The 24,748-nt window shown below is 70.0% G+C and carries 26 protein-coding genes, 1 tRNA gene and 4 pseudogenes; 17 read left to right on the forward strand and 14 right to left on the reverse strand.

All coding sequences use genetic code 11. The features are described from left to right. Positions 1-37 precede the first annotated feature (37 nt). Positions 38-314 (reverse strand): annotated as a pseudogene (locus OO68_RS44265) (DM13 domain-containing protein); the annotation flags it as partial. A gap of 71 nt (positions 315-385) precedes the next feature. On the opposite strand from OO68_RS44265, the pseudogene OO68_RS43485 reads away from it, so the two are divergent. Then, positions 386-796: pseudogene (locus OO68_RS43485) on the forward strand (tyrosine-type recombinase/integrase); the annotation flags it as partial. A 49-nt stretch (positions 797-845) separates the two neighbouring features. Here OO68_RS43485 and OO68_RS21765 read toward each other — a convergent pair. Then, positions 846-919, reverse strand: a tRNA-Gly gene (locus tag OO68_RS21765). Between the two features lie 532 nt (positions 920-1,451). Here OO68_RS21765 and dcd point away from each other — a divergent pair. Both dcd and OO68_RS21775 read left to right on the forward strand, forming a co-directional pair. Further along, positions 1,452-2,027, forward strand: a complete 576-nt coding sequence (gene dcd / locus OO68_RS21770; protein WP_033310082.1) for a dCTP deaminase — start codon at positions 1,452-1,454, stop codon at positions 2,025-2,027. A 5-nt stretch (positions 2,028-2,032) separates the two neighbouring features. Continuing rightward, complete coding sequence (locus OO68_RS21775; protein ID WP_033310083.1) at positions 2,033-2,548, forward strand: phosphoribosyltransferase; 516 nt, start codon at positions 2,033-2,035, stop codon at positions 2,546-2,548. Positions 2,549-3,668: 1,120 nt separating this feature from the next. Here the strand turns inward: OO68_RS21775 and OO68_RS21780 are convergent. Both OO68_RS21780 and OO68_RS21785 read right to left on the reverse strand, forming a co-directional pair. After that, on the reverse strand, positions 3,669-4,232 hold the full coding sequence (locus OO68_RS21780) for a GNAT family N-acetyltransferase (protein ID WP_033310084.1): 564 nt from the start codon (positions 4,230-4,232) through the stop codon (positions 3,669-3,671). Next, positions 4,229-5,002, reverse strand: coding sequence for a GntR family transcriptional regulator (locus OO68_RS21785; protein ID WP_033310450.1), 774 nt, complete (start codon positions 5,000-5,002; stop codon positions 4,229-4,231). The genes OO68_RS21780 and OO68_RS21785 overlap by 4 nt, the downstream gene beginning before the upstream one ends. Positions 5,003-5,161: 159 nt before the next feature. Here OO68_RS21785 and OO68_RS42385 point away from each other — a divergent pair. From OO68_RS42385 to repSA, 11 genes and pseudogenes are all read left to right on the forward strand, one after another. Beyond that, positions 5,162-5,490: pseudogene (locus OO68_RS42385) on the forward strand (SCO3933 family regulatory protein). A 2-nt stretch (positions 5,491-5,492) separates the two neighbouring features. Further along, the gene (locus tag OO68_RS21795; RefSeq protein WP_033310085.1) at positions 5,493-6,833 is read left to right on the forward strand and encodes an FtsK/SpoIIIE domain-containing protein; all 1,341 of its coding nucleotides are present in this window, start codon (positions 5,493-5,495) and stop codon (positions 6,831-6,833) included. An 84-nt stretch (positions 6,834-6,917) separates the two neighbouring features. Further along, positions 6,918-7,079, forward strand: a complete 162-nt coding sequence (locus OO68_RS46315; RefSeq protein WP_157852743.1) for a hypothetical protein — start codon at positions 6,918-6,920, stop codon at positions 7,077-7,079. 6 nt (positions 7,080-7,085) lie between these two features. Beyond that, the gene (locus tag OO68_RS21800; protein WP_033310086.1) at positions 7,086-7,268 is read left to right on the forward strand and encodes a hypothetical protein; all 183 of its coding nucleotides are present in this window, start codon (positions 7,086-7,088) and stop codon (positions 7,266-7,268) included. A 75-nt stretch (positions 7,269-7,343) separates the two neighbouring features. After that, complete coding sequence (locus OO68_RS21805) at positions 7,344-7,997, forward strand: DUF2637 domain-containing protein (protein WP_033310087.1); 654 nt, start codon at positions 7,344-7,346, stop codon at positions 7,995-7,997. Between the two features lie 20 nt (positions 7,998-8,017). Beyond that, positions 8,018-8,206 (forward strand): mobile element transfer protein, encoded by a 189-nt coding sequence (locus OO68_RS21810; RefSeq protein ID WP_033310088.1) that lies wholly within the window; start codon positions 8,018-8,020, stop codon positions 8,204-8,206. Between the two features lie 14 nt (positions 8,207-8,220). Continuing rightward, positions 8,221-8,376, forward strand: a complete 156-nt coding sequence (locus tag OO68_RS45585) for a hypothetical protein (protein ID WP_086083352.1) — start codon at positions 8,221-8,223, stop codon at positions 8,374-8,376. 16 nt (positions 8,377-8,392) lie between these two features. Continuing rightward, entirely contained in the window at positions 8,393-8,698 is a 306-nt protein-coding gene (locus OO68_RS21815) for a hypothetical protein (RefSeq protein WP_033310089.1), read from the forward strand. A gap of 94 nt (positions 8,699-8,792) precedes the next feature. Beyond that, positions 8,793-8,972: a hypothetical protein gene (locus OO68_RS21820; RefSeq protein ID WP_033310090.1), complete on the forward strand. Its 180-nt coding sequence runs from the start codon at positions 8,793-8,795 to the stop codon at positions 8,970-8,972. Between the two features lie 5 nt (positions 8,973-8,977). Beyond that, entirely contained in the window at positions 8,978-9,148 is a 171-nt protein-coding gene (locus OO68_RS46885; RefSeq protein ID WP_167345912.1) for a hypothetical protein, read from the forward strand. After that, positions 9,145-10,533: a replication initiator protein RepSA gene (gene repSA, locus OO68_RS21830; protein WP_033310092.1), complete on the forward strand. Its 1,389-nt coding sequence runs from the start codon at positions 9,145-9,147 to the stop codon at positions 10,531-10,533. Before OO68_RS46885 ends, repSA begins: the two co-directional genes overlap by 4 nt. Before the next feature lie 139 nt (positions 10,534-10,672). Here repSA and OO68_RS21835 read toward each other — a convergent pair whose 3' ends face one another. From OO68_RS21835 to OO68_RS42390, 8 genes are all read right to left on the reverse strand, one after another. Beyond that, positions 10,673-12,106: a recombinase family protein gene (locus OO68_RS21835; RefSeq protein ID WP_033310093.1), complete on the reverse strand. Its 1,434-nt coding sequence runs from the start codon at positions 12,104-12,106 to the stop codon at positions 10,673-10,675. A gap of 175 nt (positions 12,107-12,281) precedes the next feature. After that, a complete protein-coding gene (locus OO68_RS21840) occupies positions 12,282-13,295 on the reverse strand; it encodes a Yip1 family protein (RefSeq protein ID WP_033310094.1) in 1,014 nt (337 codons plus the stop codon). Between the two features lie 288 nt (positions 13,296-13,583). Next, a complete protein-coding gene (locus OO68_RS21845; protein ID WP_033310095.1) occupies positions 13,584-14,936 on the reverse strand; it encodes an FG-GAP and VCBS repeat-containing protein in 1,353 nt (450 codons plus the stop codon). 17 nt (positions 14,937-14,953) lie between these two features. Then, positions 14,954-16,402 (reverse strand): FG-GAP-like repeat-containing protein, encoded by a 1,449-nt coding sequence (locus OO68_RS21850; RefSeq protein WP_033310096.1) that lies wholly within the window; start codon positions 16,400-16,402, stop codon positions 14,954-14,956. 43 nt (positions 16,403-16,445) lie between these two features. Next, on the reverse strand, positions 16,446-17,864 hold the full coding sequence (locus OO68_RS21855; RefSeq protein ID WP_033310097.1) for an FG-GAP repeat protein: 1,419 nt from the start codon (positions 17,862-17,864) through the stop codon (positions 16,446-16,448). 47 nt (positions 17,865-17,911) lie between these two features. Next, complete coding sequence (locus OO68_RS21860; RefSeq protein WP_033310098.1) at positions 17,912-19,318, reverse strand: FG-GAP repeat protein; 1,407 nt, start codon at positions 19,316-19,318, stop codon at positions 17,912-17,914. 66 nt (positions 19,319-19,384) lie between these two features. Then, positions 19,385-20,914: a VCBS repeat-containing protein gene (locus OO68_RS21865; protein WP_078625401.1), complete on the reverse strand. Its 1,530-nt coding sequence runs from the start codon at positions 20,912-20,914 to the stop codon at positions 19,385-19,387. A 155-nt stretch (positions 20,915-21,069) separates the two neighbouring features. After that, positions 21,070-21,435: a dihydrofolate reductase family protein gene (locus tag OO68_RS42390; protein ID WP_245237099.1), complete on the reverse strand. Its 366-nt coding sequence runs from the start codon at positions 21,433-21,435 to the stop codon at positions 21,070-21,072. Between the two features lie 224 nt (positions 21,436-21,659). Between OO68_RS42390 and OO68_RS21875 the strand changes: the two genes are divergently transcribed. Together OO68_RS21875 and OO68_RS21880 are read left to right on the forward strand one after the other, a co-directional pair. Then, positions 21,660-22,544: a DNA-processing protein DprA gene (locus OO68_RS21875; protein ID WP_033310099.1), complete on the forward strand. Its 885-nt coding sequence runs from the start codon at positions 21,660-21,662 to the stop codon at positions 22,542-22,544. 193 nt (positions 22,545-22,737) lie between these two features. Further along, positions 22,738-23,307, forward strand: a complete 570-nt coding sequence (locus tag OO68_RS21880; RefSeq protein ID WP_245237101.1) for a hypothetical protein — start codon at positions 22,738-22,740, stop codon at positions 23,305-23,307. Between the two features lie 106 nt (positions 23,308-23,413). Here the strand turns inward: OO68_RS21880 and OO68_RS21885 are convergent. Further along, positions 23,414-23,608, reverse strand: a pseudogene (locus OO68_RS21885) (TetR family transcriptional regulator); the annotation flags it as partial. Between the two features lie 110 nt (positions 23,609-23,718). Beyond that, positions 23,719-23,979 carry a GntR family transcriptional regulator gene (locus OO68_RS21890; RefSeq protein ID WP_033310101.1) on the reverse strand — a complete coding sequence of 87 codons (261 nt, stop codon included), beginning with the start codon at positions 23,977-23,979 and terminating at the stop codon, positions 23,719-23,721. 448 nt (positions 23,980-24,427) lie between these two features. Here OO68_RS21890 and OO68_RS21895 point away from each other — a divergent pair, with 448 nt between their 5' ends. Continuing rightward, on the forward strand, positions 24,428-24,712 hold the full coding sequence (locus OO68_RS21895) for a hypothetical protein (RefSeq protein WP_033310102.1): 285 nt from the start codon (positions 24,428-24,430) through the stop codon (positions 24,710-24,712). Positions 24,713-24,748: the final 36 nt, after the last annotated feature.

Below are 24,748 nucleotides of genomic sequence, written 5' to 3' on the forward strand. Positions count from 1 at the left end.
CAGGCAGCCTGACCAGCACCAGTGCTGCCAGGGCCTGTCAGGCACGGGCGAGTTCGGCAGCACCGAAGGAGACGTCGAACCGGTCGCACCAGATGCTGGCACTGCTGAACCGGGCCGGATCGACGTCTTCGGGAACGACGTAGTTCTGGCTGCCCTAGTTGCCCTTCAGCTTGCCGAGGCTGACGTACTCGCCGTCGTCGAAGACCCCCCCAGCCGGCCCGGCCGTCCTTCACCGGCGCGTCCGTCAATCACAGGCGCAGATCCGGACCGCTGCTGGTGTCGAGGCCCTTCAACCGCACGACTTGGGGGCCGTCGACCCAGCCGCACGAGCCTGCTGGAACCAATACAGCCCGAAGCCGGCTCGCGCGACAGCCAGCACCGGCACCCCGATTTCCTCCGCCGGGAGCTCCGCTGGCATCTGGAGTCGTACACCGAACCGGGCCCGAACGGGCTGCTCCTCGTCGGTGAGAAGGAGGCTCCCTTCCAGCGCAGCACTTTCGGGCGGAAGTGGCGGAAGGCTCGGGAGATCGTCGGCATGCCCGAGGGGTTTCGGTTCTACGACCTGCGGCACACCGGGCACACCCTCTCCATCCGGTCGGGCGCCACCCTGAAGGACACGATGGTCCGAGCCGGGCAGTCCTCGGAGAAGGCCGCGCTGATCTACCAGCACTCCGACGAGGAGCGCGAGGAGGAGGTCGCCGCCGCCCTCGATGCCACGGTTCGAAGGCTCGGGAGGAGGCTTGTCCGGAAGGCCACTGAGGTGCCTTCTGGCACGGATCTGGTGCGCGGCCAGTGATCACCCCGGACAGCAAAACGGCCCAGGTCTCTGACCTGGGCCTTCTTCGTGGAGCGGGTGACGAGAATCGAACTCGCGCTCTCAGCTTGGGAAGCTGATGTTCTACCATTAAACTACACCCGCGTAAGACGCCGACCGAGTCGGTGTCCGAGCGATCGCCACTTTACCTCATGTCAGGCCCCCGGTGTTGATGCCGTGGGGCCTGAGGCCGTTTCAGGGATGGGATGCGGCTGCGGGGGAACGGAGTTGAGGCGTACGGTGGTGGGGCGTAAGAGGGCCCGGGCGGGACCGGAGTGCCGCTTGGAGGGCCGTCCCTTTGATCCCGTACTGTGGCTTTTGTCGTCAGGCAAGCAGCAGCCAGACGCGGCTCTTGGGGAAGGGACTCTTGGACTTGATGGAGCGCACCGTCGTCCGTTGTGCCGATGGGCACGTGTTCACCACCGCTTCGTTCCCGATGCAGCAGGCCGAGCGGCTCGGCCCCGGCCGGCTGCTCCGGTGCCCGCGGTGTGCGCGGCTCCGGAGCGTGGTGCCCGTCAGCTATCAGAAGCGGTAGCGGCAGCGGTAGCGATAACGGACAAAGCACAAGGCAACAGGCACAAGGCGCGCGGAGACGTCCGGTTGCGGTCGCTCCGCGCGTCTTGCGTATCCTCGGGGCGTGCTTCTCTCAGACAAGGACATCCGGGCCGAGATCGACGCCGGGCGGGTACGGATCGATCCCTATGACGAATCGATGGTGCAGCCGTCGAGCATCGACGTGCGCCTCGACCGCTACTTCCGGGTGTTCGAGAATCACCGGTACCCGCACATCGACCCCGCCATCGAGCAGTCCGACCTGACCCGGCTCGTGGAGCCGGAGGGGGACGAGCCGTTCATCCTGCACCCCGGGGAGTTCGTCCTCGCCAGCACCTACGAGGTCATCACCCTGCCCGACGACCTCGCCTCCCGGCTGGAGGGCAAGAGTTCGCTGGGGCGGCTGGGGCTGGTGACGCATTCGACGGCCGGCTTCATCGACCCCGGGTTCAGCGGGCACGTCACCCTGGAGCTGTCCAACCTCGCCACCCTGCCCATCAAGCTCTGGCCGGGCATGAAGATCGGGCAGCTGTGCATGTTCAAGCTGAGCTCGCCCGCCGACTTCCCGTACGGCAGCGAGCGGTACGGGTCCCGGTACCAGGGGCAGCGCGGGCCGACCGCCTCCCGGTCCTTCCTCAACTTCCACCGGACCCAGGTGTGAGCGACATGAGCACGAATGCCGTACGGGAGAACCTGACCTACGAGAAGTTCGGCGTCGCCGTGCGCGAGCTCGCGCAGACCATCGCCGACGACGGCTACGAGCCCGACATAGTCCTCAGCATCGCCCGCGGTGGCGTCTTCGTGGCCGGCGGCCTCGCCTACGCCCTCGACTGCAAGAACATCCACCTGGTGAACGTGGAGTTCTACACCGGCGTCGGGACCACCCTCGAGATGCCCGTCATGCTCGCGCCCGTCCCCAACGTGATCGACTTCTCGCGGAAGAAGGTGCTGATCACCGACGACGTCGCCGACACCGGCAAGACGCTCAAGCTGGTGCGCGACTTCTGCCTCGACACCGTCGCCGAGGTGCGCAGCGCCGTCGTCTACGAGAAGTCCCAGTCGCTCGTGAAGTGCGAGTACGTGTGGAAGCGCACCGACGACTGGATCAACTTCCCGTGGAGTGTGTTGCCTCCAGTACATAGGTCGGGCGAAGCCGCTAAGCCCAACAGGGAGGCCCTCTAGGTGACTTCGATGTTGGTGCTGCCCCGGAGACCCCCGGAGTGTCAGTGCCGACAGATATGCTTAGTGCCGTCCACTTCCGGTCCATCCCGAGCTTCGGACCTAAGAGCCGAAGACCCCAGTACGCCAGGGGTTAGCACGACCGGACTGGAAGTGTGACATGGCAGATCTGCGAAAGCCGGAGCAGCCGGAACGTGATCATTCTCGGGCCCTCATGTGGGCCCAGATCTTGATTGCGGTCCTCGGGGCGATCACGGCAGTCGCAGGCTGTGTGGAGCAGCTCGCGCGGTAATACCGCGCAGCGAAGTGGTGCCGGACGACAGGACCCAACGAAACGGGTCCGACCGTCTCAAACTCGGCCGGACCCGCTTCACTAACTCCACGCACGAGCCCGGTCCTGGCTGCAACCAGGGCCGGGCCTCCGTGCGGGAGGCCTTCGGCAGTCGGGGGCTTTAGCCAAACCCGCCGGGATAACCAACTTAACCTGGTCGACTTGGCCAACTGGCGTTGGGCTATCCCACTGCTCCGCCACTATAACCGCTGTACTGCGTAGTAGCGCGTAGTAGCTTGCTGATATATGTGGGTGACTTAAGGGGCTGTGGACGGCGTTTCTCCTGTTCACAGCCCTATTGATCGGTGGCCGTAGCGCCTTGTGGGCAGCAGGACCTACGCGCTGCCTCAGCCAAAGCCCTACCCAGCTCCCATCCCGTACGCCGTCGACCCACACACCGTGGAGCAGGCGTGGTTCATGGCGTCCAGGTGGAGCGCGCCACTGTACGAACGACCTGGACGCCATGGGCCGCGTCTGCTCGGCTCTGCCTGGGTCGATGGCGTACGGGATGGGAGCCTCCCGCGCACGCCACTACGGACCCGCAGTCGGGGACGGTGCCCCCTCCATCCCGGTGCCGGCCGATCCCCCGCCGGAGGCACTGTTCTAACCCGCGGGCATTGTGTGCGGTGATCGACTCATGGCTACCGGCCCTATCCACGCGCGGGCGCGCGTCGGCGCAGCCCGCCGGAGCGGGCCGAAGGCAGGAGCGGCGGCGGAGCGGAGCCGGGAAGCGCGCCCGGCGGAGCGGAGCGCAGCCGGGTGCCTTGATGAGGTAGAGAAACCTGTAACAGCTCAGGCCCGGAGGGGTTCCGGACTCGGGGTCTCATCGGCAAAGCCGTGATCGGCCAGCCGGGCGGGGCGCTGGGCCAGCCACCCTGAGACACGTGGGCCTCCGTTGACAGCAGTGCCTTCGAGGACGGTTCTCACGTGCTGAAAGCCCTGGTCAAGGTAGTACCGCTGAAGCTGCTGGTTGGTGGTCCAAGCGTCGAGTCGCAGCCACTTGGCCTCTGATCGGTAGGCTCGGTCGCCAGCCCAATCTAGGAGCCTCCCCCCAAGGTCCCGCCCTGCGTAGTCGCGGGAGACCGTCAACTTGTTCACGAACATCGACGGCTCGGCAAGTTCCGCCTCCGACCACAATCCCTCCTCAGCCTCCGAGGTAAGCGTGATCGTGCCGACTGTGTCTCCCCCTTCCCTCAGCATGAAGACGGTGTCGGCCTCGATCGTGGCCAACAGACGGTCTGCCGGGTACGGGCGGCTCCACTGATCGCTGCCTAGCGCGCTGATCCATGACGCTGCCTCCTCACGGAAGGCGAGCAACTGATGCAGGTCGGCCGGGGTTGCGAGGGTGATTTTCACTGGGCGTCGTTCTCGTTCCGGGCGGACAGGTCGCCGATCTCGTAGTTCATCCGGTTCAGGTCGCCTCGGAACGTGGTGATCGTGCAGCGCACTGGGCGCTCTGCGGTGTACCCCGTGCGGGTCCACAGCAGGACGGGTACCCCAGGCCCGATCTCCAGCAGACGGGCCTCGTCTGGCGTGGGCATTCGGGTAGCGATCTCGTCTGCGTACCCAATCTGCTCGATGCCGTGGCTGGCGAGGTATCGGGTGGTCCCCTCCGCGACATCGCCGGGCTCGGCGAGGCGTGGTGCCTCCCTGACGAGCCAATCGGGGTAGTGCGTCGCCTGCGTCGACCACGGCACGTCGTCAACGAAGCGATGGCAGAACCGCAGTACCGCCCGTGATCCCGTCTCTACCCGCAACCGCTGGGCGATGTCCTCCGGCATCGTGGTCACCTCGACGCGGAAGGTCTGGTGTGGTCGGCGCCCAGCGTTCGTGACGTCGGTCGAGTAGGCATCGCCATTTTGGGGGAAGTTCAGGTTCTCGAACCGCGAAGCGTTCAGCTCGAAGATCTCATGCTTCCGCACCTCGTAGCCGAGACCTTGGCTCGACGTGATCAGTCCTTGGCTTACGAGCAGGCCCAGCCCGGATCGGACAGTGTTGCGCGAAGCCTCGAAGCGAGCCGCAAGCTCAGCCTCCGATGGCAGCCGTGAGCCGGGCCCGTAGGTGCCCTTGTCAATCTCGCGCCGCAGCGCATCGGCCACTTGCTGATACTTCGGCTGCTTGCTCATAGACCCCATCATGACGCACTCGCTCAACTTGTTGGTACATGTTCGCGTGAAGTGCTTGACGTCTCACACCCCGTGCTGCAATCTCTAGGTATCAGCTTGTACCAACAAGTTGAGCAAGAGGTCCAAGGGGCCTAACTCTCACCTGTGTAAGGGGTAACTATGCCGTCGTTCAAGATCGACACTTCGTCCGCTGTGGTGTTCGTGGCGACCGCGCCGGAACCGAAGATGGTCAACAAGAAGACCGGTGAGCGGGCTGTTGACCGGGAGACCAACGCGAGCCTTTCGACCGTGGGTCTGCTGGTCTCGGACGAGGGGGAGGGCAACCTGTACCAGGTGACCGTCCCGGAGACCGGCCTCCCGGAGGGCCTCCAGCCGGGCATGCCGGTCAAGGTCATCGGCCTGAAGGCGCGTGACTGGGAGAACGAGTTCAACGGCCAGAGCGGCACGGCATCTCGTTCCGTGCGGTCGCGATCACCCCGGCGGCCTGACCATGAGTGACCTGACAATGTGGCTGGAGGCCACGGGAGCCTTAGCCGGTGCCGGTGGTCTCGGTTACGCGAAGGTTCGCGCGCCGCGGGTGTACTGGTCGCTGGTCGGGATGCCGGTCACCTGGGGCCGCTTCATCTTCTCGTACCGCTCGACGATGGACGTGTGTGGGCTGACGGTGCAGCCGTCGGGTCTGCGGGCGTTCATGACCCGGAGCGTTGCTCGCCGTGAGGTTCAGCCGGTCCCGCCGAAGATCCGCCGGGTACGCGGCACCTCGACCGGGCTGCGGGTGACCCTGCGGCTTCCCGCCGGTCTGGAGCCCGCGGACGTGATGGCTTCCTCGGAACGGCTCCGCCACGCCTGGGGAGTGCACTCGGTGACCGTGGTCGAGACGAAGCCCGGCTTCGTGGAACTGCGGATGACCGGCTATGACGTGCTGCGCCGTGTGCGGATGCCCCGCAATGCCCGCCCGCACGACATGGCCGTGCCGGTCGCGGTGCGCGAGGACGGGACCGCGTTCGAGCGGGACTACCGCAAGGCGCCCATGGCGCTCACCCTGGGTGCGAACCACTCCGGCAAGTCCATGTATCAGCGCAACCTGATCAAAGGGCTGGCGCAACTGCCGGTGGCCCTGGTCGGCATCGACTGCAAGCGCGGGGTGGAACAGTCCGCCTTCGCGCCCCGCCTGTCGGCGCTGGTCACCACCCCCGACGACGCTGCCTCCCTGCTCGGCGCGCTGGTCGCTGAGATGGAAGAGCGCTTCGACCTGCTGAGCCGCCACGGCGTCTCGGACCTGTGGGAGCTGCCCGACGAAGTGCGGCCGGTGCCCGTGGTCGTCCTGGTCGACGAGGTGGCGGAACTGTTCCTGATCTCCTCCAAGAAGGATGAGGAGCGCCGGGAACGGATCGTCACCGCGCTGATCCGGCTCGCACAGATGGCCCGCGCGATCGGCATCTACCTGGAGATCTGCGGGCAGCGCTTCGGCTCCGACCTGGGCAAGGGCGCCACCATGCTCCGTGCCCAGCTCACCGGCCGCGTGGTGCACCGCGTCAACGACAAGCAGACCGCCGACATGGGCCTGGCGGACGTGGCCCCGGACGCCGTCCCGGCCGCAAGCCTGATCCAGATGAACCGCCCCGGGACCGCGGTCGCGGCGGATGCTTCTGGCGGCTGGTCGAAGATCCGCACCCCGGACACCCCTCGCGAAGAAGTGGTCGCCGTCTGCCGGGAGTTCGCCCACCTGGTCCCGGCCCTGCCGTTCCTCGACCCGTTCCGCCCCTACGTGCCTGCTCCCGCTTCGGCGGCCGGTCCGTCGCTGGTCAAGCCTCGCCCGGTCACCGAGTAACCCACGTCTCCGCCACGGTCGGCGCGACCGCTTCGCGCCAGGTCCCTACCCGAGCCATGCCGAAAACCGGAAGGAGTGATCCTCGTGAGCGTCGTTCTCCCGGAGCCCGATGACCGGAGCCCGGAGCCGTATGACCCGCTGGAGTCCGCCCTGTTGTCCGCGTGGAACAACGCGCCGGAAGCCATGGACGCCTACCGCGACGAGCCCGCCGAGAACCCCGACTCCGACTCTCCCTGGGCCTGGTGATCTGCCGTGGCCACTCGGAAGACCCCCACGCCCGTCGTCGCCGAACCGGAGCCCGCGAAGTGCCCGACCTGCAAGGGCACAGGAGAGGTCTCCCGCACCGTCCGCGTCGGCCGCAAGCGCCGCACCGTCGGCCGGCAGACCGGCCTGTGCCTGACCTGCCTCGGGTCCGGCGAAGCCCCCACCGACTGAACCTCCGCCGGGGCCGGGCGGTCGGACACCGCTCCCCGCCCGCCCCTGGCCCGACCTCTGAAGGGAGGTGCCCCCGTGTCCCGCTCGATCCGCTTCGACGCCGTACTCGTCCAGGCCGTCATTGCTGGCGCACTGTCCTTCGCCCACCTTCACGACCTGGCCGAAGCTGCCGGACAGACCGGCTGGAAGGCCTGGGCCTACCCGGTTTCGGTTGACCTGCTGCTGGTCGCCGCTTGGCGCAGGCTGCGAACGGCACGCCGTGACCGCTCCGCCTGGACCTGGTTCGTCATCGCTCTGACTGCCTCGCTCGGCGCGAACATCGCCACCGCGGGCCTGCTCGACCTGACTCACGTGCCCGCCTGGCTGCGCATCCTCGTCGCCGGTTGGCCCGCTCTGGCCTTCCTCGGCGGAACCCTCCTGGTCCACATGCCGACCGAGCCGCCCGCTCCTCCTGCACAGCCTGTGGACGAACCGGCGGCGCCGGAAGTCGAGATGCACCGCACCGACGAACCCGCCCCCGACCCGGCCGCTCCGGAGCTGGCACCCGCCCCACCAAAGCCCGCGCCCCTTCCCGCCGTTCCGGCCGCGCTGCTCGACCACGCCCGAAAGATCGCCGACGCCCACCGGGCCTCCACCGGGTCCCCGATGGCCGCCGATGCCCTGTCCGCCCGGCTCCAACTGCCCGCCCCGATGGCCGACGCCATCGCCGCCGAACTCCAGCTCGCCTGATCCGAAGGGGGAAACCGCCTGTGCCTGCTTACCGCCGCTTCCGCAACGTGATCCGCATCGGTCCCGTGCAGGTCGCCACCGCCTATGACGGCCGTGGCCGCGACAAGCACACCGCCGCCTGCACCGCCCCCGGCTGCGGCTTCGCCGCCGACTACGACACCCGCGCCGGTGCCGAACTCGCTGCCCGCACCCACCGCTGCAAGGCCTGAGGGGAGATCGCGCCATGGACGTACCGCTCTGGCTCGCCCTGCTCGTCGTCGGATGGCTCGGCGTCAAGCTCGCCCGCCCGCCGTGGTGGCTGGTCGCCGTGCTCTTGGTCGGCGGCTACCTCGTCGCCGGAAGTTTCCTCGCCCCCGCCCTCGGAACCGTCCTCAAGTAGAGAAGGGAACCGCCTCGTGTTCACGCCGAAGTACCCGCCCCGCGACACCGCGCCCCCGGTCACGGCCACCCCGTACGTCATCCCGACGGCCGTCCAGCCGTCGGCCCCGGCCTCGATCGCTCCCGCCGCCTCGAACCGGCCGACGGTCCAGCTCACCCCGGGCAGCGCGCTCGCCCTCGCCGCTGGCGGTGGCGCCGTGGTCCTCGTCGTCGGCGCGGTCCTGGTCTCGCTGATGCTCGCGGTCGCCATCACCGGCGTCTCTGTCGCCCTGGTCGCGGTCGTCCTGCGCCTGCTGATCAAGGACCTGCACAACCACCGCTGAACGGCCCCCGGAGCGGCCTCGGTCGCCAAACTTCCGCCGCTCCGGGCGCCTGCACCCATTCCAGATCCAACGGACCCGAAAGGGAGACCTCATCATGCCCCAGCACGCCCAGGACACGCGCGTCTGCCGCGCCTGCGACGGCTTCCCCACCGTGGCCATCACCACCGGCGGACGCTACAACGACGGCTCTCGGATCCTCCTCCGTGTCGAGTGCCGCACCTGCCAGGGCACCGGCCGCACCGCCCCCGCCGCCGTCGCGCAGTCCGGGAGGTGACCGTCGTGGCTCTCCTCGACTGGCGCTCACCCGAGCACTTCGACCACAGCGGCGACAAGCCCTGCGTGATCTGCACCAAGCCCACCCCGCTTCGCTCGGACCGCGGCAAGCCCGTCCACAAGGTCTGCGCAGAGGAGTGGATCGACCGCCACAGCGTCCAGGAGGACGACGCGTGACCGACACCGCCACCGCGGCGGGCCTGGACCCGGCCACCCTCGCTGACGTGCTGAGGGTGGCCGGGTCCACCGGCTTCGACCGCATCCAAGACCAGATCCGCCGCACCGGCGGCTGCTCCGATCCCATCCACCTGCAGGGCACCACCGTCACCCGCGACGCTGCCACCGGGCAGGTGCTGCACTCCTACTCGACCGACACCGAACCCGGCGGACGACTCCGCATCGCCTGCGGCAACCGCAGGGCCTCGCGCTGCCCGGCCTGCGCCTGGACCTACGCAGGCGACACCTACCACCTCATCCGCGCTGGACTCGTCGGCGACCCCGGCAAGGGCACCCCGCACACCATCCGCGATCACCCTCGGGTCTTTGCCACCCTCACCGCACCGTCCTTCGGCCCGGTCCACAACCGCCCCGGAAATCGGCCCTGCCGCTGCGGCCAGCACCACGGCGAGGACGCACCCGAACTCGGCACCCCGCTCGACCCCGCCATGTACGACTACGCGGGCGCCGTGCTCTGGAACAACCACGCCTCCGAGCTGTGGCGCTACTTCACGATCTACCTGCGCCGCGAGATCGCCAAGCGGGCCGGGCTCACACAGAAGGCTGCCAAGGAACAGTCCCGCGTCTCCTTCGGCAAGGTCGCCGAGTACCAAAAGCGCGGGGCCGTCCACTTCCATGCCGTGATCCGCTTCGACGGACCCGACGGGCCAGACGACCCGCCGCCGGCATGGGCCACCCTCGATCTGCTCACCGACTCCATCCATGCCGCGGCCGCCCGCGTCACCGTCGACGTGCCCGCCGCAGGGGACCAGCCCGCCCGGACACTGCGCTGGGGCACGCAGCTCGACGTGCAGCCGATCGGCGCCTTCGGCCACGGCGAGGAGATCACCGAACAGGCCGTCGCCTCCTACGTCGCCAAGTACGCCACCAAGGCAGCCGAGACCACCGGAACCGTGGACCGCCGCATCGGCAACAAGGAAGCCCTGGTCCTGCTCGGCGTGCCCGACCACCCCGCCCGGCTCATTGAGGCCTGCCTCGACCTTCACGCTCTCTATCCGGATCGCAAGCTCCGGGACTGGGCTCACATGCTCGGCTTCCGCGGCCACTTCTCCACCAAGTCCCGCCGCTACTCCACCACCCTCGGCGCCCTCCGCCAGACCCGAGCCGACTACCGCGCCACCCAGCAACGCGAAGCCCTCGGCCTGCCCGACCCCGACGACGAGGAAGCAACCACCCTGACCCTCGCCCACTGGTCGTACGCCGGCCACGGCCACACCCCCGGCGAATCCTGGCTCGCCGCCAACATCCGCCGCGACATACAGCACAACCGGGAGATCGCCCGTGAAGAACTGGCAGGAGGTGCCCTTGATGAGTCAGACCGATAGCCCGCAGGCCCGTAAGGCCACGTCCAAGCGTGAGGTGATGACCACGGACGAGTGGCTTCGGATGCACCTTCGCCGTGCTCCCGAGCGGGACGAGGAGTGGGTTCGCCGCGCACTCGTTTTACACGGGCGGGCCTGATCATCAGTGCCAAACAGGTTCGATCAGACTGGGGTCGAACTTCCGTCGACCACGCCCCGCAGGATGGATGATCACTGCTGAGAGGCTGTGCAACACGATCTCCTGTTGGCGCTCGACAGGAAGCGCGAAGAACTCCTCGACGGACAGCTCGGCCGCATCGTTCTTGGCCTCGGCCTGCTTCTGCTCCTTGTAGAAGCGGGCCCGCTCCAGCTTCAGCTCGTCGCGCAGTCGTTCCTTGGCCGGCAGGAGCTGCAAGAGAGTGGCCACCGTGATCTGCTTGGAGCGCTCAGCCTCGACTAGTTGAGCGATGTCCTGGGTGACCTGCTCCAACTCGGTCTCCTTGGGCCAACGTTGTTCGCCCTGGATCGCCGTGACCGAAGCTCGTGCACGCTGTTCTTCCAGCACAAGCTGAGCGATCAGGGTGTCGACGGGTGGGCCCGTCCGGCCAACCTTGCCGCAACCGCCGTTCACTACCGAGCACTGATAGCTGAACTTCGCGGCCTTCGAGCCCGGTTCCCATCGCTGGTTGATCTGCCCTCGGATCTTGGTCTTGCATAGCCCACAGCGAGCGATGCCAGAGAGCAGGTACTTGCGCGCCAGAGATTTGCCAGGGTGCTTTTGCTTTCGCTCAGCGATCGCGGCGCAAACGGCTTCCCACTCTTCAAGGGTGTTGATCGGCTCCCAATCGCCCTTGATCGGTTGGCCATCGTCGCCGTGCAGGATCTCGCCGTGGTATGTCCGGTAGCCCACCAGTCTTGGGCTGGTCAGGATGTGTTCGACGCGGTGGTGCGCCATACGCTGCGTGCCCGCGCGGGGGTGGCCCAAGCCTTGTTCCTGCCATCGCCTTCGGATGGTTCCGAGGCGGACGCCCGCCAGGATTTCGCGCTGAGCCTCGCGGATGGCCTCGGCCGCCTTGGGATCGACCTTTGTGCGGTCCTCCCTTCGCCAGCCGTATGGCGCTGGCCCACCGCTGTCCTTGCCCTGTTGAGCCAGCTCCAGGTGTTTGCGCTTGATCCGGCGTGAGGCGTCGTGCGACGACTTGTTGGCGAACGCCACCATGATGCGGGCCATGGTCCGGCCGTCCGGCGTGCCGAGGTTGATGTCGTTCGTGACGGTGGCGAACTCCAGGCGGGGGCGCTCGTCGAAGATCTCGATGAGTCGTTCCAGGTCCCGCGGCTGCCGTGCAAGGCGGTCCAGGTCGTAGGCCACGATGCCGTCGATCAGGCCGGCACGGAGGTCCTTCAGCATGAGTTCGAACTCGTCGCGGACGACGTTGCGCTTGAAGGCGGATACGTCGTTGTCCTCGTAGGCCTTGACGACCTGCCACGACCGCAGGTCCGCGAGACGTTCACAGTCCCGCTGCTGACGGGCGACTCCTAACGCTTCGCCCTCGTCATCCCGCGAGATCCGGGTGTAGACCCCCACCTTGCGTGCCACGATCAGCCCCCTGCCTCTGAGCAGGTCAGACTACTACTGTCATTGAGTCAAGTCAGCCTGGAGTGTCGAACCGCCCGTGGTGCGGCGGGCCGGCCAGGTGCTCGACGCCTGACCAGCGGGAGAAAACAAAAGGAGGGGCTCCCCCCGGGAGCCCCTCTCTCGTGCCCGCAGACGATCAGACCGTGCCCAGCTTCACGATCGACAGCAGCGCGATCAGCTGGATCGCCGACGCGCCCAGCGCCTTCGGCCAGGGCAGGTCGTGGGAGCGGCTGACCATGAGGGTCAGCAGGGCGCCGCCCGCGATCCACGTGGCCCAGCCGAGCAGCTGGACGAACATCGCGTCGCCGCCCGCGAACATCGCGAAGACCAGGCGGGGCGCGTCCGTGAGGGACATGATCAGCATGGACAGGCCGACCGTGGGCTGCCAGGCGCCGTCACCGCCGAGCTGGCGGGCCAGGGTGTGGGTGACCACGCCCAGGATGAACGCGCTGAGCACCATCGCGACGGCCGTCGTCAGGACGATCGGGACCGCGTTCGACAGTGTGGCGTTTATCGCATCCTTGCGGGCGCCGTCGAAGCCGAAGACCGCGAGCAGGCCGTAGAGGAACGTGACGATCAGGGCCGGGCCCCACATCGTGTAGTCCCGCATCTGGAGGAACGTCTGGTTCGGGGCGAGGACGATCCCCCTCAGCAGGTCCTTCCAGTGCAGACGCGGGCCGACCGGGCCGGGTGCCGGGGCCGCCGAGCCGGCGCGGTAGGTGTCGCCCTGGGTGTAGGGGTCCTCGCCGACCGAGAAGGCCTGGGTGTGGCCCGGGTTGTTCGCCGCGTACGGGTCGGGCGGGCCCTGCGGGCCGGGCGGGTACGCGCCGTCGCCGAAGTACTCCGGCTCGCCCTGGCCGCCGTAGCCGCCGCCGTGCGCGGCGTTCGGCTGCGGCCATGCCGGGCCGCCGCCGTTGCCGTACGGCGGCTGCTGCCGCGGGTAGGACTGCGGCGCCGGCGGGGAGCCGTACGACGGCCCCTGCGGCGTCTGCTGCCCGTACGGGGGGTTGTGCGGTCGCGTCTGAGGAGCGCCGTTGTTCCGGCCGCGTCCGATCCTGAATCCAGCCACGTCTTCGAACGTACCTGGTCCCCGGCGGTGGCGTGCCGGGCCCGGGCTTCCGGGCCCGGCTTTGCGGCCGAGCTGTGACATCCCTTAAGGGGCCGGGACTTGGGGTGTCGGTGGGGCGTCAGGGTTCGGCCTTACGGGCCGGGCCCGGAGTCCGTTGGGCTGCGCCCGGAGGCCGGCAGGCTGCGCCCGGAGTCCGTTGGGCTGCGCCCGGAGGCCGGCAGGCCCTCGGGCTGCGCCCGGAGTCCGTCGGCCCGCGTCCGGAGCCGTCAGGCCGCGCCCAGAGCCCGTCGGCCCGTGCCCGGACTCCGTGGGGCCCCACGGCCCGCCCCCCCCAGGCCTGACCTTAGGCCGTACGGGGCACGCCCCGCCTCAGTCGGGCAGTCCGCCCCCGAGCTCCGGCAGGACGATCGCGCCGGTCTTCGTCGGGACCGTGCCCGTGCCGGGCATCAGCAGCGCGTTGCTCGCCGCGCCGACGGCCAGGTCCGCCTTGCCGTCGGCGGTCAGGTCGCGCAGGCGGAGGGTGTAGCCGAAGGCGGTGTGGGAGTCGGCCGGGCCGAGCACCGTCTGGGCGATCCAGGAGGAGCGGGCGCCGTTGAGGCCGCCGGAGCCGCCGCGGAACACCTGGACGCCGCCCTGGTCCGCCTTGCCGTCGACGTCCTCGTGCGGGACGCCGACCGCGAGGTCCGCGTAGCCGTCGCCGTTGGTGTCGGCGGCGGAGATCGCGTAGCCGAAGTTGTCGTCGGCTTCGGGGCTGCCGGAGACGCCGGAGGTGGCCTGGGTGAGGGTGACGGACGTGCCCGGGCCCGACGACGTGCCGCGCCAGACGGTGACCGCGCCCTTGCCGTTGTCCTTGTCGGGCACGCCGAGGGTGATGTCGCCGTAGCCGTTCTTGTCGAAGTCGCCGATCACGGGGCTCGGGTAGAGGCCCTCCTGCCGGTCGCTGAGGGTCTTGGACGCGCCCGAGGCGAGGCCGGAGGAGGTGCCCTTCAGGTACCAGGCGCGCTCTCGGATGTCGCTGCCGGTGATCTCCGTGCCGATGACCACCAGGTCCGTTCTGGCGTCCCCGTCGACCTTTCCGGCCCCGAGCGCGGAGGAGTACCAGCCGCCCGACCCCTTGTCGATCTTGCTGACCTTGCCGGTTGTGCCGGACTTGGTGAAGGGGCCGCGGTACAGCCACGCCTCCTCGCCGCCGATCAGGGCCAGGTCGGGGGAGCCGTCGCCGGTGAAGTCGCCGGTGGCCAGGTCGCGGCCGAAGTGGCCGGCCGCGCCGCCGAGCGGGGTGATGTTGGTGCCGCCGGACAGGCCGGTCTTCGAGCCCCACAGGACGGTGACCGTGCCGCGGTAGTCCTCGCTGCCCACGTGCTCGGTGGGGTTGCCGACGACGAGGTCCGCGTAGCCGTCCTTGTTGAGGTCGGCGCTCGCGAGGGACGCCCCGAACTGGTCGTCCTCCTCGCCGGAGCCGGGCACGCCGGCGCTGTCCTGGTGGAGGAACTTCGGGTGGGCGGTGTCGAGGCCGGTGGCGGTGCCGTACACGACGGTGATCGTGCCGCCCTCACGGTCGACGTCGTTGTAGCCGCCGTAGGCGAGGTCGCGGCGGCCGTCGCCGTTGAAGTCGTCGTAATGCTTGGCCGGTGCCGCGGCGGCGGGGCCGGTGAGGAGCATGGGGGTGACGGCGGTCGCCAGCAGGGCGGCGACCAGGGCGGTCGTCGTGGATCTGCGCATGGTGTCTCCCTGGCCGGTCAGCCGATGAGGTTGGCGCCGAACGCGCCGTACGAGCGGGTCTGGCCGAGGCTGCCCGGGCCGAAGGTGCGGGCGCCGTCGGTGACCGGGCCGGTGGCCGAGCCGCGCAGGGCCGTGATGGCGCCGATGCCCTCGTCCTCGAAACCGGCGGTGATCGTGAACTCGGCGTGGCCGTCGCCGGTGACGTCGGCCAGCAGGGTCTCGGAGCCGAAGTAGTCCGTGGCCTCGGCGGTGCCCGGCACGCCGGCGGTGTTCTGGGTGACGGTGCGGGCGCCGGTGCGCGAGACGCCCGAGGCCGAGCCGTTCATGAGGATCGCGGCACCGGCGTCCTCGGTGGTGCCGATGTCCTCGAAGCCGACGCCGATGGCGAGGTCGCCGTAGCCGTCGCCGTTGGTGTCGGCGATGGAGACGGAGCCGCCGAAGTTGTCGCGCTCCTCGTCGGCGCCGGGGACGCCCGGGGAGTCCTGGGTGAGCTCGGCCATGGGCGCGTCGCCGTTGACGGGGCCGCCCTCGGAGCCACGGATGACGACGACCTTGCCGCCGAGGCTGCCGGTGTGGTCGCTGCCCTTGCTGAAGACGTTGCCGAGGGCGATCTCGTCGTGGCCGTCGCCGTTGATGTCGCCGAGGGCCAGTGAGGTGCCGCCGTTCAGGGGCCGGGGGACGGTGGTGTCCGGGCCGGTGGGGGAGCCGAGGTAGGCGACGCCCTTGGACCAGCTGGTCGTCTCGCCCCCGTTCATTTCGACCCGGTAGGTGAGGACCAGGTCCGACCTGCCGTCGGCGTTGGTGTCGCCCGCCTTCATGGCGTCGACGATCCACGCCGGCTCGGGGGTGGAGATCTTCTGCGTGGCGCCCGTGGTGCCGCTGGTGGTGAACGGGCCGCGGACGACGTGGACGTCGTCGGTGTCGGTGGCGACGGCCAGGTCCTGCGCGCCGTCACCGTCGAAGTCGCCGGCGGTCAGCTGGTTGCCCCAGTTGTTGTGGGCGGAGACGGCCGGGTCCTTGACCGTCGTGCCGTTCCGCAGGCCGTTCGCCGAGCCCCACAGGACGGTGACGGTGCCGCCGTCGCCGTCGGTGCCGTCGCGGTCGCCGGGAGCGCCGACCGCGAGGTCGGTGTAGCCGTCGCCGTTGAGGTCGGCCTGGGCGAGTGCGCCGCCGAAGGTGTCCTCGTTGCCGGCGTCACCGGGTACACCGGCGGTGTTCTGGCTGACGACGGTGCGCTTGGCCGGGTCGAGGCCGGTGGAGCCGCCGTAGACGACGGCGACGTAGCCGGCCATGCCCTTGCCGTCGACCGTGGCGTAGGGGGCGGCGAAGGCCACGTCGCCGTAGCCGTCGCCGTTGAAGTCGGTGGTCGGGCCGGTGGCGGGTGCGGCGGTGGCCGCCGTGGCGGGCAGGGCCGTGAGCAGGCCGGTGGTGAGGGCCGTGGCCAGGAGGAGGGTGCGCTTGCGCATCGGGATCCCCGTCGGTTCGGAAAAGGGTGGTGGTCAGTGCTGATCAGGAGTTGAGCGCGGTGCCGTAGCCCGGGGCGCCGGCCGTCGAAATGCCGGTGGTGCCCGGGCCGAAGCTCGTCGAGCCGGTGGTCGTCGGGCCGGTGGCCGTGGCGCGCAGGGACCAGATCGCGCCGTCGCCGGCGTTCTCGCCCGGCGCGGAGACGGTCAGGTCGGCGCGTCGGTCGCCGGTGTGGTCGGTGAGCGTGACGCGTTCGCCGAAGCGGTCGCCCTGCTCGGAGGCGCCGGGCACCCCGGTGGTGTTCTGGCTGTAGGAGGTGGCGCCCTTGGTGGTGAGGCCGGACGCCGAGCCGTACAGCACGGTGACGGCGCCGGCGGAGCCGTTCTCGCCCGCGGTGCCGATCGCCAGATCGGCGTAGCCGTCGCCGTTGACGTCGCCGAGACAGACGCCGCTGCCGAAGCGGTCGCCCTTCTCGGCGGCGCCGGGGACCCCGGCGGTGTCCTGGGTGAGCACGAGTGGGGCGCGGCCGCCGTCGAGACCGTCGGATCCGCCGTAGACGACGGTGACCTTGCCGCCGAGGGCGCCCCCCGGGTCGGCGGAGGCCTCCCGGTCGTTCCCCACGGCGATGTCGTCGTGGCCGTCGCCGTCGATGTCGCCGACGGCGGAGACGAACCCGGCGGGCAGCTTCTGCAGCCAGTGGGTGTAGTTGCTGATCCTCATGTCGGCGAGGGAGGTGGTGGCGGCGCCGTTGTGCGCGGCGCGGCCGTGCAGGACGACGCGGGGGTGGCCGTCGCCGGTGCCGTCGCCGGAGGAGAGGTGGGTGATGCCGTGGGAGGCCGCCCCCCAGCCGCTGCCCGAGCCGCCGTTGAGAGCGCTGGTCTTGGTGATCGGGCCGTTCATGAGGGAGAGGGTGACCGGGCCGGTGGAGCCGACCGCGACGTCCGCGTCCCCGTCGCCGTCGAAGTCGCCCGCGGCCAGTGCCTGGCCGTAGCGGTCGTAGTCGGTGCTGAAGAAGCCGGCCAGCGAACGGGCACCGGACAGGCCGGACCCCGATCCCCAGACGATGGTGACCGTGCCGTCGTTGGTGTCGCTGCCGTCCTCGCCGGGTGTGCCGATCAGCAGGTCGGCGTAGCCGTCGGTGTTCAGGTCGGCGGAGGTCAGGGCGGAGCCGAACGCGTCGTCGGCCTCGGCGGCACCGGGCATGCCGGCGGTGTTCTGGGTCAGCAGGGTGCGCGTGGAGGTCTTCGGCCCGCTGGTGCTGCCGTAGACCACCGAGACGGCACCGGCCTTCGCCTGCCCGGCGACGGTGGCGCCCGGCGCGCCGATCGCGAGGTCGGCGCGGCCGTCGCCGTTGAAGTCGTAGGGGGCGGCGGCCGGCGCCGCGTGCGCGGCGGGGGCGGAGAGGGTGAGGGCGAGCGGGGTCAGGGCCGCGGCGAGGGCGGCGGCGGTGATGCGGGTGCGCATGGGTGCGGGTGCCTCACGGGGGAGTCGGCGGGGGAGTCTGCGGGGTGTCACTGGGCCACGGCCGAACCGAGGTTGACGCTGCCCTTGAGGGAGAGGGCGGTGGTCGTGATGCCTTGGGCGCCGCTCGTGGTCAGGCCGGAGGCGGAGCCGCGCAGGGTCCACAGGCCGCCCGTGGAGTTCTCGCCGTGGACGCCGACGACCAGGTCCGCCTTGCCGTCCTTGGTCACGTCGGTCAGGCCCACGGCGGAACCGAAGCGGTCGCCCTTCTCGGCGGAGCCGGGCACCCCGGCGGTGTCCTGGGTGTACGACTTCACTCCGCTGCCGGTCTTCAGGCCGGAGGCGGAGCCGAACAGCACGGTCACCGAGCCCGCGTCCGCCGCCGAGCCGATGTCCTCGCCCGGGGCGGAGACCACGACGTCGGCGTATCCGTCGCCGTTGATGTCGCCGGTGCTCACCGCGCTGCCGAAGCCGTCCTCGGCCTCGCCCGCGCCGGGCACGCCCGCGGTGTCCTGGTGGACGACGGTCGGCTGCTGCGCGGGGTCGGGGCCGTTCGGGCCGCCGTACCAGACGGTGATCTGGCCGCCCTTGTGGCCGCCGGGCTTGAGGTCGTACGGGTCCGCGGAGTCGCCGAGGACGAGGTCGCCGTAGCCGTCGCGGTTGATGTCGCCGATGGAACCGGGGTAGCCGTCGGCGTTCGGCAGATCGGCCATCTTGTACGTCATGCCGGTCCAGCGGAAGTAGTCGATCTGGCCGCCGGTGTCGCCGTCCACGTTGAACGGGTAGACGCGCTCGGCCGCGCCGTCGCCGGTGAGGTCGCCCGCGAACACCTCGAACGTGGTGCCGACCTCGCCGACACGGACGTGGCTCACCGGGCCGCTCGTGCGGGTGAAGGGGCCGTTGTAGATGCGGGTGTGGCTCTGGCCGGTGAGCGTGACGTCCGTGTCGCCGTCGCCGTCGAAGTCGCCGGTGGCGATGCCCCGGGAGAAGTTGCCGTACTCGGAGAGCGTCGACGGCTGCGGCAGGCCCTTGCCGCCGGACAGGCCGGACTTGCCGCCCCACAGGACGGTGCCGGAGCCGATGCCGTCCCGGTCGCCGACGCTCTCGTTGGAGGCGCCGACGACGAGGTCGGAGTAGCCGTCCCGGTCGAGGTCGCCGGCGGCCAGGGCGGAGCCGAACAGGTCGCCCGCCTCGGCGGTGCCGGGCACACCCGCGGAGTTCTGGGTGATGACGGCCTTGCGGGCGGCCGAGACGCCGGACGCCGAGCCGTACAGCACGACGACCGCGCCGGCGCAGGCGGCCGAGCCGACGTCGGCACAGGCGGCGCCGGCCGCGAGGTCGCGGTATCCGTCGCCGTTGAAGTCCCCGGCGAGGCCGGAGGGGGCGGCGGTGGCCGGGGTGGCGGAGAGCAGGCCGGTGGTGAGGGCGGCGGCCAGCAGGAGGGTGCGCTTGCGCAAGGCGGGGCTCCGGATGGGGAGGGGGCCGGACCGGGAGGGCCCGGCCCCGGGACGTGCGGGGGTGGTTCAGTCGGCGAAGTTGGCGCCGAAGTTCGGGTAGCCCGTCGTCGAGACGCCCGAGGCGCTGGGGGAGACGGTGCGCGAACCGGTGGCGGTGATCTTCGTGCCGTCGGACGGCAGGTAGAGGACCGCGCCGTTGCCGGTGTTCTCGTACGAGCCGGCCACCAGGTCGGCGCGGCCGTCGCCGGTGACGTCGTCGAGCTTCACGTCGGCGCCGAGCATGTCGTCCTTCTCGTCCGAGCCGGGGACGCCCGCGGTGCTCTGCGCGAACGCCTGGGTGCCGGAGGAGGTGTTGATGCCGGAGGGCGAGCCGTACAGCACGACGAGCTGTCCGGCGTCGGTGACGGAGCCGATGTCCTCGCCCGCGACGCCGACCACGATGTCCTGGTGGCCGTCGCCGTTGACGTCGCCCAGGTCCAGCTCGTAGCCGAAGTAGTCGTCCTTCTCCGAGCTGCCGGGCACGTTGCCGGTGTTCTGGGAGATGCCGGTGGTGGAGCCGATGCCGTCCGGGGCGCCGTAGGTGATCCACACCTTGCCGCCGTCGGAGGCCTCCGGGAAGGTCACGCCGTTGTCGGCCTTGTTCCAGTACATGCCGGTGACGATGTCGCCGTAACCGTCGCCGTTGACGTCGCCGATGCCGGTGATGACACCGGCCTTCAGCTGCCGGGCGCCGGTGGCGGACAGGCCGGAGGCCGTGCCGGGGAGGAGGTAGTTGGCGTTCCAGTACCGGCCGGTGGCCGTCTCGAAGCCGTCGACCACCAGGTCGGTGCGGCGGTCGCCGTTGACGTCGCCCGCGGTGATGTTGAGCGGCCCGGAGCCGTCGCCGGACGCCTGGACCGGCGCCTTGACGCTGTAGCGCCCCTTGACCGCCGTACCGGAGGCGCTGATGCCGCCCTTGAGCACGTGGATGACGTTGGAGGTGGTGCCGACGGCCAGGTCCGCCTTGCCGTCGCCGTCGAAGTCGCCGGCGGCGAGGTTCCTGCCCCAGCGGTCGTGCTTCGTGGGAGCCGCGTCGGCGATGGTGACGCCCTTGCCGGTGATGCCCTGCGCCGAGCCCCACAGGACCGCGACGCCGCCGCCGTCCTTGTCGCTGCCGACGTCCTCCAAGGGGGAGGAGACGGCGAGATCGTCGTAACCGTCGCCGTTGAAGTCGGCGTAGGCGCTGTCGGCGCCGAACGCGTCGCCGGTCTCGGCCGTGCCCGGGTTGCCCGCGGTGTTCTGGCTGATCGCGGAGCGCTGCGCGGAGGACACGCCGGTCTTCGTGCCGTACAGGACGACGAGCTGCCCGGCGTCCTTCTTGCCGCTGACGTACGCGCCGGAGGCGGAGAACGCCACGTCGCCGATGCCGTCGCCGTTGAAGTCGGCCCGCGGGGCGTGCGTGCCGTCCGCGGCCGTCGCCGTGCCGGCCGTGGCCGAGAGCAGCGTGCCCGTCAGGGCGGCCGCGGCGGCGGTCGCCAGGGCGAGCCGCACGCGGGGACGCCGGAACGGGTGAGCGGGTGCGTGCCGGCGCCCGGAGGGGCGCTCGTGCTGCTGCATGCGGGTCTCCTGCTGCATGCGGGGGATGCCTGGCGGACATCCACAGTCGATGGAGGGCCGGACTGTCCGTGTTCGCCGGGAGTTGTCCGGGCGTTCACGGCTGGTCGGCGATCAAGAGACCTGCGGTGGGACGTAAGGGTTGTACGTGAGTTCGGTTAATTTCCGGGGCTGCTCGGAGTGTGTCCGGGGTTGCTCGGGGCGTGTGGTGACCGGCCTGCGGTCCGGCCCGCTGAGCAGCTCCAGCCGGACGGGCGCGCCGCCGGGGGTTGTCGAACAGCCAGCCGGATTCCGCCGCCGAGCAGCACGGGCGCGATGTGCAGGTCGATGACGTCGATCAGCCCGCGCTCCAGGAGCTGTCGGCCGATGGTCGGTGAGAAGACCTCCACGTTCTTGTCCCCGGCGGTCTCCCGCGCGATCCGGAGCTCCTCGGCGACGTCGCAGTCCAGGGAGGTCACGCCGGGGATGGGCGGCGCGTCCTCCGGGTGGTGGGTGAGCAGGAAGAGGGGGGCCTTGCCAGGCACCACCGTAGATGCCGGAGGGGTCGGGTTGGGCCTGCAAGTCGGCCCGGCCGCCCGGCACCGCGCCGGTCGTCCCGGCGTACTCCTCGACGAGGCTGCCTTGCGTATACATGCCTGCTGCCGCGTCGGAAACTAATCGGCCGGTGCTCCCCCTCTCCGCCACCGCCGAGCGAGCCGTGTAGCCGCGAGTGACCGGCTGCCGCAGACGTTTTTCCTATACTTGCGCCATGGACCACGAGCTGGAGCGAGCCGCCCTCGTCGCATTGCTGCGGCGTGGCGACCGGCCCTGGCCCGAGCTGACCGACCAGATCGAGTCGGTCGGAAGCGCGCGCGATGTTCTCGAGCATGCCGTTGACGCCTCGGGGCAGAGCGCTCTGTTCGACACCGGTCCTGCCGTGGATCTGGACTCCGTAGCCGCAGAGATCTCGGCCTGGGAGCACGAGGGCATGCGGCTGGTGACGATCCTGGACGACGATTACCCGCTGTATCTGAGGCTGGTCCACCAGCGTCCGCCGTTTCTGTTCCTTCGGGGAACGCCCGTGGAGGACGACCTCCGGGTCGCCGTCGTCGGTACTCGTGCCCCCAGCCCGGAAGGCATCGCGCATGCCCGCGCCATCGCCGGCGGGCTGGCCGAGCGCGGCGTCACCGTCGTCAGCGGCCTGGCCGCCGGAATCGACACCGCCGCACACGGTACGGCCCTCGCTGTCGGCGGACGCACAGTAGCCGTCGTCGGTACCGGCCTTCGGCGGACCTACCCGGCGCAGAACGCCGACCTGCAGAGAGAAATCGCCGAACGAGGGCTTGTAGTCTCCCAGTTCTGGCCTGACGCACCGCCCTCGAAAACGTCATTCCCCATGCGCAACGCTGTGATGAGCGGCTACAGCCTCGCCACCGTCGTCGTGGAGGCGGCGTACCGCAGCGGCGCTCGCATGCAGGCACGCCTGGCCCTTGAACATGGACGCCGCGTATTCCTCATGCGCTCCCTCATGACACATGAATGGGCCCGGGAGTACGCGAGTCGACCCAACACCACCGTCATTGACGGTCCTGACGACGTCTTCAGCCAACTCGACTCGCTCGTCCCCACGACGGGCGAGCTCACCTGGGCATAGACGGGCGTACCGCGTGGCAACCGTTTCCGAGCTGTCCGCTCGCTACGCGAACTTTCTCGTACACCCGTTGCTGCCGGGACCAGGCGTCTGCCAGGTCTGCCGCGGCACGGCCAAGCCTGGCTACCCCACCTGCTGGCAGTGCCAAGAGGCCAGGAAGATCTTAGGCGCGGGGGTCGGGGATGCCGTGGTTCCGGTGAGCCTGGCGCTGAAGAACGAGCAGTACGCCAACGAACTGTGGCGCTACAAGAACACCAGTGGTGCGCAGCAGCACTACTTCCGCACGGGCCTGGCAGCCGTCCTGTGGCGCTTTCTCGCCCTCCATGAATCCTGCATCGCGGCCCACTGCGCCGTGCCGGGCTTCAGTGTCGTCACTACGGTGCCCAGCACCTGTGGCCGGACGTCTCACCCTCTGCGCACCATGGTCGCGGACATGGTCGGCGCCACACGTGGGCGCTATCGGGACATGCTCACGGCGACGCCAGAGGCGGCAGCCCTCGGCCGTAGGAGTTCTTCGTCGCGCTACACCTGTTCGGCGCTCTGGGGCGAGAACGTGCTTCTCATCGACGACACCTGGACCACGGGCCACCACGCCCAGTCCGCGGCTGCGGCCCTGAAGGCGGCAGGCGCAGGCGCCGTAGCCATCGTCGTACTCGGCCGTCACCTCAACCTCACCTACGGCGACACAGCCACTCTCGTCGAACAGGCCCGACTGCGCAGCTTCTCCTGGGCCGCCTGCGCGCTACGGCCATGGGGGCACGACTGAGCCGGGTGACGAACCGGCCGTTGAAAACATCCAGGCAAACAGCGCCCAGGGTTGTTGCTTCCGGCCAAGGACACGCTGCTCGCGCCGGCACCGTGGACGGCCGGTCCTAGCGCAGGGCGGCGGCGACTATGCCCTCGAAGGGCTCGCGCGGCACCTCGCCGCCGCTCACCAGCCGTTCGAAGATCAACCCGTCAATGCAGGTCAGCACGGTGTGGGTACGGTTCTCGGCATCCGTCACGCCCTGACCTGCGAGGAACAGCCGGACGACCTCGTGGCCGGCGTTCTCGCGAGGGACGAGAACAACGTGCTGATCCACCTGCTCGCGCTCACGATGCCCTCCGGGGTAATCAACGATCCAGGCAGGCCCGTTCGCGATCCATGCAAGAGGCCCGAGGCCAACAAGACCTCCGTTTACGCCCCCTCGCCCGCGGGCCTCTCGGAACGCTCCGCGACGAACGACCCCAGACCGACCTCGGCCCGGACGAGCCCTTCCGTCTTGAGGTGAGTCAACGCCTTCTGCGCGGTCGAGGCGGCGATGCCGAACTCGGTCGAGAGTTCGACGACGGACGGCACCCGGCTGCCCACGGGATACGACCCGTCAGCGATGCGATCGGCGATGACTGCGGCCACCTGCCGCCAGACAGGGCGGGTGCGGTCAAGCTCGGGACTCATGCAGTGGACGCTAGAACTCTGCGGTAGACCGCGCGACCGCGGTAGACTGCGGTAGACCGCGAAGGATGCAGGAGCACAGAAGCCCCCGCGACGGGTGGAGCCGTCCGGGGGCATGGCCACCAGCGAAGCCGAACGGAGCTGATGACGTGCTCGACCTTATCCGCCGTCTCCTGGTGTGGGTGGGCCTCTTGGCTCCGCTCTCCCGTAGGCGCAGTGCTACGACTACTTCACCGCGGGATGTGTCCGCCCCACCCTTCCCGCCGTGGGCGCCGCTCCCCGCACACCGCAGTCCGTACGGGCTGGGCACCCCCCTCGACGGTGCTTCCACTGCTGCCGTGCGCCCCTACCTCGTCGCCCATGAACAGCAGCAGTGGCGCCAACAGGGCGACACCACACCGGCATGGCCGGGGACAGGCCTGTATCCGGCCGCCGGTATCGAGGCCGCCTGATGAGCGCCGGCCCGCGTCGTACGCTGCGGCTCCTGCCGTGGACCGGTCCCGACGCCAAGCCCTGCTTCCTGATCACGGACGACGACGGCGGACGCCTGTCCCGTCTGGCCGACCTCACCGAAGCGACCCGGCTGGACATGGGTGCCCGGCTCCTCGCCCACGCCGAGGACCTGCTCCCCGACGCCACCGAGGCGCAGCTCCGCTTCCTCGCCGAGCGCCTCACCGAGGCCCTGCGGGACGTCCTCCGTGTTGCCGAGAGCCGGGAGCCCAGGACCCGCGGGTGAACGCCGACGCCCCCCGCCCGATGACTCGGGCAGGGG

This window comes from Streptomyces iakyrus (assembly GCF_000717055.1).
GTDB classification, from domain to species: Bacteria; Actinomycetota; Actinomycetes; order Streptomycetales; family Streptomycetaceae; genus Streptomyces; species Streptomyces iakyrus.